General features: G+C 72.7%; 9 protein-coding genes and 1 pseudogene. 3 read left to right on the top strand and 7 right to left on the bottom strand.

Translation table 11 applies throughout. The features are described 5' to 3' along the window. From ABD211_RS30030 to ABD211_RS30020, 3 genes are all read left to right on the top strand, one after another. A partial coding sequence (locus ABD211_RS30030; RefSeq protein ID WP_344139095.1) for a sigma-70 family RNA polymerase sigma factor occupies positions 1–719 on the top strand: 719 nt, incomplete at its 5' end. A gap of 124 nt (positions 720–843) precedes the next feature. Then, on the top strand, positions 844–1,983 hold the full coding sequence (locus tag ABD211_RS30025) for a DUF5667 domain-containing protein (RefSeq protein WP_344139093.1): 1,140 nt from the start codon (positions 844–846) through the stop codon (positions 1,981–1,983). A 155-nt stretch (positions 1,984–2,138) separates the two neighbouring features. Continuing rightward, positions 2,139–2,960 carry an HAD family hydrolase gene (locus ABD211_RS30020; protein WP_344139097.1) on the top strand — a complete coding sequence of 274 codons (822 nt, stop codon included), beginning with the start codon at positions 2,139–2,141 and terminating at the stop codon, positions 2,958–2,960. 9 nt (positions 2,961–2,969) lie between these two features. On the opposite strand, the gene ABD211_RS30015 is transcribed toward ABD211_RS30020, so the two are convergent. From ABD211_RS30015 to ABD211_RS29985, 7 genes and pseudogenes are all read right to left on the bottom strand, one after another. Further along, the gene (locus ABD211_RS30015) at positions 2,970–4,001 is read right to left on the bottom strand and encodes a lysophospholipid acyltransferase family protein (RefSeq protein WP_344139091.1); all 1,032 of its coding nucleotides are present in this window, start codon (positions 3,999–4,001) and stop codon (positions 2,970–2,972) included. Further along, a complete protein-coding gene (locus ABD211_RS30010; RefSeq protein WP_344139089.1) occupies positions 3,994–5,070 on the bottom strand; it encodes an NAD-dependent epimerase/dehydratase family protein in 1,077 nt (358 codons plus the stop codon). Before ABD211_RS30010 ends, ABD211_RS30015 begins: the two co-directional genes overlap by 8 nt. Before the next feature lie 24 nt (positions 5,071–5,094). Further along, the gene (locus ABD211_RS30005; RefSeq protein WP_425560560.1) at positions 5,095–5,214 is read right to left on the bottom strand and encodes a 30S ribosomal protein bS22; all 120 of its coding nucleotides are present in this window, start codon (positions 5,212–5,214) and stop codon (positions 5,095–5,097) included. Between the two features lie 98 nt (positions 5,215–5,312). Next, positions 5,313–5,525, bottom strand: a complete 213-nt coding sequence (locus ABD211_RS30000) for a helix-turn-helix domain-containing protein (RefSeq protein ID WP_344139087.1) — start codon at positions 5,523–5,525, stop codon at positions 5,313–5,315. Between the two features lie 133 nt (positions 5,526–5,658). Next, complete coding sequence (locus ABD211_RS29995; protein WP_344139085.1) at positions 5,659–6,843, bottom strand: ABC transporter permease; 1,185 nt, start codon at positions 6,841–6,843, stop codon at positions 5,659–5,661. A 91-nt stretch (positions 6,844–6,934) separates the two neighbouring features. Then, positions 6,935–7,609: pseudogene (locus ABD211_RS29990) on the bottom strand (ABC transporter ATP-binding protein); the annotation flags it as partial. Then, positions 7,606–8,188 (bottom strand): efflux RND transporter periplasmic adaptor subunit (locus tag ABD211_RS29985; protein WP_344139081.1); only part of this gene is annotated, 583 nt, incomplete at its 5' end. The gene ABD211_RS29985 and the pseudogene ABD211_RS29990, both read right to left, overlap by 4 nt.

The raw sequence follows: 8,188 nt of genomic DNA, 5'->3' as shown, positions 1-8,188 counted from the left end.
GTCCGCCGCGGGTGCCGCCCGCACAGGGCCGGCCGCCGCGCGAAGCGGCGGAGCCGACGGTGGAGCTGCGCACCGTCACGACCGCGGAGCGCCCCGCGCCGCCGCCGGTCGAGGCGTCGCCCCCGACATATCCGGACCGACCCGACCCCAGCGACGCGGCCGCCGAGGTGTGGGCGCTGGTGGAGCGGGCCCAGGCCGGCGACTCGGAGGCGTTCGGCCTCATCTACGACCGCTACCTGGACACGGTGTTCCGGTTCATCTACTTCCGGGTCGGCAACCGCCAACTCGCCGAGGACCTGACCGCGGACACGTTCCTGCGCGCGCTCAAGCGCATCGGGAGCTTCACCTGGCAGGGCCGCGACCTCGGCGCCTGGCTCGTGACGATCGCCCGCAACCTGGTGGCCGACCACTTCAAGTCCGGCCGGTACCGGCTGGAGGTCACCACCGGGGACGTGCTCGACGCCGACCGGGAGGACCGCGGGCCCGAGGGCAGCCCCGAGGCGGCCGTGGTGGACCACATCACGAACGTCGCGCTGCTCACCGCCGTGACCCACCTCAACCCGGAGCAGCAGGAGTGCATCGTCCTGCGGTTCCTGCACGGGTTCTCGGTGGCGGAGACCGCTCAGGCGATGGGCAAGAACGACGGCGCGATCAAGGCGCTGCAGTACCGGGCGGTCCGTGCCCTGCACCGACTCCTTCCGGACGGCTTTCAGCCGTGAACCGCGTAACCGAACAACCGTCGCGTTCGTTGCACGGGTTGCAGGCCGTAGAGGGTCTGATTCCGACAGACGTACGTAGACCGCCCGGTTACGGGCCGATGGGGCGTGAAGGGAGGTACCCGCGGTGACGCGTACCGTTTTCGACCGTCGGCGAGCTGAACGTTTCGCACAACTGATCGCCGAGGACGGCGGCGCACCCAGGCACCATTCACGTTCGGACATTGATGCCGAGCTCGCACCGCTCGTCGAGATCACCAGGCGGGTCACGTCGATTCCGGTGTCGGCGGAGCCCGACCCGGAGTTCCGGGTTGGACTGCGGGCCATGCTCACCGCGCGCATCGAGCGCGAGGGCATCGGCGCCACCGCCGTCGAGCCACGGGGGGCCCCACCGGCGCTGGTCACCAACCAACCGCGCGTCGCCGCGCGGCCGGTGGCCAGCCGACGGACCCGGACCCGGGTGGCCATCTTCGCCGGCGTGACGGCCGGCGCACTGGCCCTCTCCGGCGTCTCCGGTGCGAGCGGGGACGCCGTCCCCGGCGACACCCTCTATTCCGTGAAGCGGTCCGCCGAGCGGGCCCAGCTTGCCCTGGCCAGCTCGGACATCACCCGGGGGCAGCTGTACCTGCAGTTCGCCCAGGTGCGTCTCGCCGAGGCGCCGCGCACCTCGCCGGAGTTCCTGCACGAGGTCCTGCTGGACATGAACGTCGAGACCCGGCAGGGCATGAAACTGCTCGGCACGGCCGCGGTCGACCGGCGCGACGCGGCGGCGCTCGACACGATCGACGCGTTCGTGACGACCCAGCGGCGGCCGCTGCTGGCACTCGCGGACACGGTGCCGAACGGGCCGCGCGACGACGTCCTCGCCGCGATCGCGATCCTCGACTCGGTCGCGGCGCGCAGCCAGGCGCTGCGCGGCGCGGTGCGGTGCGGCGGCAGCGCGGGGATCGACGAGCTCGGGCCGCGGCCCCGGCCGTGCGTCGCGAGCGGCGGGGCGTCGGGCGCGGAACCGCGCACGACGAGCGGCAACGGGTCGGGCGGCTCCTCGCATCCCGATGTCATCGCGAGCGGCGGGCTGGGTGGCGCCGCCACGGCGCCCGTACCGTCCCCGGCGACCGCGACGACCACCTCGGCGCCCTCGACCGAATCCCCCGAGGCGGCCGCGTCCGCCGCGGCGGAGAAGGCCAAGAAGGAAAAGAAGGAGAAGGACGACGACGGCGTGCTCGACAAGTTGGGCCGCCTGCTCGGCAACCTGTTGGGCAACTGACGTCCGAACGGACTACCCGTCAGGGGGCGGTCGCGTGGGGTGCAAACCACACGACCGCCCCTGACTCGCTTGGTCGGGCAGCCTAGTCTCGAATGGGTTCGTCTGAAGGTTGAGGAGGCACGGTGGCACGGCGCGCGGTTGGCCCGGCGGACGAGGTGACGTCGGCTTCCGAGCTCGACGTGGCCCTCACCGTCGGAGAAGATCCCTCGGCAGCGGCCTTCTTCGACGTCGACAACACGATGATGCAGGGCGCGTCGATCTACTACCTGGCCCGTGGCCTGGCCGCCAGGAAGTACTTCACGACCGGCGACCTGGTCCGCTTCGGCCTGCAGCAGCTGCGCTTCCGGGTCGTCGCCGCCGAGCACGGCGGCCACGTCGCCGGCGCGCAGGAGACCGCCCTGGCGTTCGTCGCCGACCGCAGCGTCGCCGACCTCCGCAAGATCTGCGAGGAGATCTTCGACGAGCTGATGGCGGAGCGCATCTGGGCCGGCACGCACGCCATGGCCCGGCTGCACCTGGAGGCCGGACAGCGGGTCTGGCTGGTCACCGCCGCCCCCGTCGAGCTCGGCGACGTGATCGCCCAGCGGCTCGGCCTGACCGGCGCCATCGGCACCGTCGCCGAGGTGCGCGACGGCATCTACACGGGGCGGCTGGCCGGCGGGCTGATGCACGGCCCGGCCAAGGCGGAGGCGCTGCGCGCGCTCGCCACCGACCTGGGCCTGGACCTGGCGCGCTGCTCGGCGTACAGCGACTCGATCAATGATCTGCCGATGCTCACGACCGTGGGCCGGGCGGTGGCCGTGAACCCGGACTCCGCCCTGCGGCGCACCGCGCGCGAGCGCGGCTGGGAGATCCGCGACTTCCGCACCGGCCGCAAGGCCGCCAAGATCGCGATTCCGACCGCGGCCGCGGCCGGCGCCCTGGCCACCGGCGTCATGGCGGCCGTCGCGCTGCGCCGCCACCTCCGCAGGCGCTGACCGCGCCGGTCAGGTCGCGGTGTCCGCGAACGGGTCCGGGCGTCGCGACAGGAGCGTGTGCAGCGTCTCCTGGATCGTCTCGCGGACCTGGTCGGCGAGGTTGAACACCACGATCGGGTCGTCCGCCTCGCCGTCGTAGGACGCGGTCTCGATCGGCTCGCCGAAGGCGATCAGCCACTTGCTCGGCAGCGGCATCAGGCCCAACGGCCCGAGCAGGGGGAACGTCGGGGTCACCGGGAAGTACGGCGTGCCCGCCACGCGGGCGACCGGCTTGAGGTCGGCGATCATCGGGTAGATCTCCTCCGAGCCGACGATCGCCACCGGAATGATCGGGGTACGGGTGCGCAGCGCGGCCGACACGAACCCGCCCCGGCCGAAGCGCTGCAGCTTGTAGCGCTGCGCGTAGCCCTTGCCGAGGCCCTTGTAGCCCTCCGGGAAGACGCCGACGAGCTCGCCGGAGTTCATCAGCCGCTCCGCGTCGGGGTTGCACGCGAGCGTCATGCCGTACTTGCGGCCCAGCTCCGACAGGATCGGCATGCGCAGCGCCAGGTCGGCGGCGAGCAGGCGCAGGTGGCGGCCGGCCGGATGCTCGTCGTGCACCGCGATGGAGAGCATGAGCGCGTCGAGCGGCAACGTGCCCGCGTGGTTGGCGACGATCAGCGCGCCACCCTCGGCGGGGATGTTCTCCTCGCCGACGACCTCGATGCGGAAGTACCTCTCGTAGAGCAGCCGCAGGATCGGCTGGAAGACCTGGTCGGTGAGGTCCGGGTCGAAGCCGAACTCGTCGACCTCGTAGTCGCCGGTGAGCCGCCGCCGCAGGAACGCCAGCCCGTTCGCGACCCGGTGGTCCCAGATGTCCGGTTCCCGGGCGGGCGCGGGTGTCAGCGCGGGCCGCGCCGCGTTGTCGCCCCCAGGCGGGTCCACCTGGCGGGTGACGCGCCGCCGCGCCGGCCGGCTGGTGGCGCCGGGCGCCTGCCCGTTGGCCGTCTCCGTCCAGGCGGACCGCTCGCCGACCGTCGCGTGCAGCTGCTCGTCAGACATCCGCGTCACCCCTGCTCACGGCTGCGGCGGCGGCTCTGCGCGCCGCCCGGATGCCGCCGAGCAGCGCCTGCTCGGCGCTTGACACGACGCCGGGACGCAGCGGCGAGAGCGTTCCGCTCTCGTGCAGCCGACGGCCGGCGATCATGTCCGCGAACGCCTCGGGCGTGGAACGGGGCGTGTACCCGTACTCGGCGACGAGCCGGCTGGTGTCGACCACCCGGCCGTGCACGAACAGGTCGAGCTGGTCCATGGAGAACTCGCCGAGGCCCAGCGACCGGGCCAGCGTGGCGAACGCGGACATGCCCGGCTCGACCACCGGCACCGACATGCGGCCCGCCCGGCGGATCGCCTGGGACAGGGTCAGCACGCCGGCGCCGGCCACGTTGAACGTGCCCTGGTGGTCCTCGACGACCGACCGGACGAGGATCTCCAGCACGTCGTCGACGTGCAGGAACTGCAGCCGCGGGTCGCGGCCGAGCACGGTCGGCACGACCGGGAGCGCGAAGTACCGCGTGAGGATCGTGTCGGCCTCGGGGCCGATGAGCGGCGCCAGGCGCAGGACGGTCGTCGCCACGTCGGGCCGCCGGCGACGGAAGCCGCGCACGTAGCCCTCGATCTCGATGACGTCCTTGGCGAAGCCGCCGCGCGGCATCTCGGTCGGCGGGGTCGCCTCGGTGAACACGGCGGGGTCGCGGAACGACGCGCCGTACGCCGCCGTGGAGGAACGCACCACCAGCTTGCGGACCGCCGGCGCCGCCTGGACGGCGGCGAGCAGTTGCATCGTGCCGATGATGTTGTATTCCTTCTGGGCGGCGCGACCGCCGCGACCGGCGCCGACCAGCACCCCGAGGTGCGCCACGGCCTCAACGCCGCTCTCGGTGACCGAGGCCACAACGCCACGTAGGTCATCGGTGACGACCGTGACCTTGCCGCGCAGCAGGCGCGCGAGATCTCCGGCCGGTGGCCGGGTGTCGACTCCGATGACCTTGGTGACGCGGGGATCGACCGCGAGTCGGGCAGCCAGGTGGGCACCGAGGAACCGGCCGACGCCGGTCACCAGGACCTTCACCTGCGCCTCCCGAGGGCCGGACCCCTACTTGCCGAGGCGGCGACGCTGGACGCGGGTCTTGCGCAGCAGCTTACGGTGCTTCTTCTTCGCCATGCGCTTCCTGCGCTTCTTGACCACGGAGCCCATACGGCTAAGTCCCCTCAACAACGAATCTGTCGCGGCCGGGCCCGGCAGGGTCACGGCCGCCGTCCAGGGTAGCCAACGGCCCGCCGGTGTGAACAATCGGCGTCCGCCTACGGCCGTCAGGCCGACTCAGCGAAGGCATCCCTCAAGTACTCATGGACCGCGTGCTCCGGCACCCGGAACGAGCGTCCCACCCGTACGGCGGTCAGCTCCCCGGTGTGCACGAGGCGGTAGACGGTCATCTTTGACACCCGCATCAGCGCCGCCACCTCGGCCACCGTGAGGAACTTGACCTCCGACAGCCTGCCCGCGGTCTGCGGTGATCCAGCCATGGCTCACCCCGTCCCTTCCGGCGCGCGCCTCGCCGGTCCCGCTTCCGCCGGCCTGGTCAACGCGCGTGTTACCTGAACGGTACCGGTACACGTGTTAACCGGGCGAGGGCTTGGCAGAATTGATCAATATGGGTTATTCCGTGCGGAGTGCCACCACGGGGTCCAAGCGGGCTGCTCGCTGCGCCGGAGCCACCCCGAAGATGATGCCCACGGCGGCCGACACCCCAAACGCGAGCGCCACCGACCACCACGTGATCACGGCCGGCAGCGGCGTCAGCACCACGATCAGCCACACGGCGCCCAGGCCCAGCGCCATGCCGGCCACTCCCCCGATCGTGGTGAGCAGCACGGCCTCGACGAGGAACTGCACCGCGATGTCGCGCGGCTTCGCGCCGACCGCCTTCCGCAGGCCGATCTCGCGGGTCCGCTCGCGCACCGAGACCAGCATGATGTTGGAGACGCCGACGCCGCCGACGAGCAGCGAGATGCCCGCGATCGCGGCCAGCACCCCGGTGAGGACGCCGAGAATGTCCCCGAGTACGCCCAGGATCTGCTTCTGCGTGACCGCGCTGAACTCGGTGTCGGGGTGACGGCGGTTCAGCTCGGCGAGCACGCGCTCACCGAGGTCGTCGATGTGCTCGGCGTCGGGCGCCTTGATGGCGAAGCCGTCGATGCGCTGGGTGCTGAACAGCCGCTGCGCCGCCGTGATCGGGATGTGCACCTCCTCGTCCCGGTCCACGCCGAGGCTCTGGCCGAGCGGGGCGAACACCCCGATGACCCGGAACCGCACGCCCGCAATGGTGATCTGCGAGCCGACCGGGTCGCGCTCGCCGAACAGGACGCGGCTCACCTCGGCGCCCAGCACCGCGACCCGGCGCCCGGTGTCCACATCGGACCGCGTCAGGTACGCGCCCCGCGACAGCGACCGGACGAACACCTTGGGCGTGTTGTCCAGCAGCCCGAGCACGTTCGTGAACGTCTCGCGACCCCCGGCCCGCACCGTCTCCGCCGAGGTCACCGTCGCCGAGACCCGGTCCCGGTCGCCCACGACCCGGGCCAGCGCGTCCACGTCGGACAGTTGCAGCCGCGACAGCGTCGGCGCGGCGCCGAACTGAACCTTGCCGGGGACCACCAGCAGCAGGTTGGACCCGAGACCCTCGACCTGCGCCTCGACCTCCTGCTTGGCGCCGCTGCCGATGGCGACGAGCACGACGACCGCGGACACCCCGATGAGGACGCCGAACATCGTCAGCGCGCTGCGCAGCCGACTGGCCCGCAACGCGTCGAGCGCTACGCGCCACGCTTCGGCAAGTCTCACGCCGCCACCTCCGCTGCGCTCCGGCGTCGGCGTGAGTCGAACCTGCACGGACGGTTCGCTCGCTGACGCTCGCTCACGGGTTGCCCCCATCGACGATCTCGCCGTCGCGCATGACGATCTGGCGGTGGGCGCGGGCGGCGACCTCGCGGTCGTGGGTGACGATGACGACCGCGACGCCCCGTTCGGCGTTGAGCTCCTCCAGCAGGGCGAGCACGGCCGCGCCGGCGACGCTGTCGAGGTTGCCGGTGGGTTCGTCGGCCAGCAGCACGGCCGGCTCCGTGACCAGCGCGCGGGCGATCGCGACCCGCTGCTGCTCCCCGCCCGAGAGCTGGTTGGGCCGGTGGTCGACCCGGTGGCCGAGGCCGACCCGGTGGAGCATCTCGACGGCGCGGCGCCGCCGCGTCGACCGCCCGACGCCCCGGTAGATCAGCGGCAGCGCCACATTGTCGACCGCCGTGGTCTGCGGCAGCAGGTGGAAGCTCTGGAACACGAAGCCGATCACCTCGTTGCGCAGCCGGGCCAGGTCGGCCGCGCCGAGCGCGGCGACGTCGCGCCCGCCGAGCAGCAGCCGCCCGGAGCTCGGCCGGTCGAGCCCGCCGAGCAGGTGCATCAGCGTCGATTTGCCCGACCCGGACGGACCCACGATCGCCACGTAGTCGCCCGCCCCGACGGTCAGCGACACCCCGCGCAGCGCCGGCACGCTCACCCCGCCCCCGAGCCGGTACTCCCGGGTGACGTCCTCCACCTCCACCGCCGTCACGTTCACGTGACCTGTTGCCCCTCGGCGACCTTGTCCGTGCCGGCGACCACGACGCGCTGGCCGGGCGTCAGGCCGTCCAGGATCTGCACCAGGTCCGCGCCCTGGACGCCGACCTTCACCGGCTGGCGCACCGCCTTGCCGCCGTTGATCAGCCACACCGCGTCGCCGTCCCCGCTGGAGAACACGGCGGCGGCGGGCACGGTGACCGCGTCGACCGCGTCGCGCACCCGCAGGTGGGCCACGGCGCTCATGCCGGGACGCGGGGTGGGCGCGGCCCCGCCCGCGACCAGCTCGCCGCCGTCCAGGCTCAACCTGATCCGGTACGCCACACCGCCGCGCGCCGACTGGGTGGGCAGCAGATCCAGCGACCGCACGGTCGCCCGGTAGCGGGCGTCCGGGGCGGCGTCCAGCTCCACGTCCGCCGGCACGCCCGCGGCGACCAGCAGCACGTCCGTCTCGTCCACCTCGCCGGTCAGGCCGAGCTGCGAGACGTCCACGATCGTGACGATCGGCGTGCCGGCCGCCACCAGGTCACCCTTACCGAACACGTCGTCCACCCCGGCGGGCGGGGTGACGCCGCCGCCC

The organism is Luedemannella flava, from assembly GCF_039528515.1.
GTDB lineage: Bacteria > Actinomycetota > Actinomycetes > Mycobacteriales > Micromonosporaceae > Luedemannella > Luedemannella flava.
This window is presented reverse-complemented; position numbering and strand designations above follow the sequence as displayed.

What these genes read in the sequence shown, in the direction of transcription:
- ABD211_RS30015 (WP_344139091.1), bottom strand. Translation starts at nt 4,001, where the DNA reads ATGTCTGACGAGCAGCTGCACGCGACGGTCGGCGAGCGGTCCGCCTGG.
- ABD211_RS30000 (WP_344139087.1), bottom strand. Translation starts at nt 5,525, where the DNA reads ATGGCTGGATCACCGCAGACCGCGGGCAGGCTGTCGGAGGTCAAGTTC.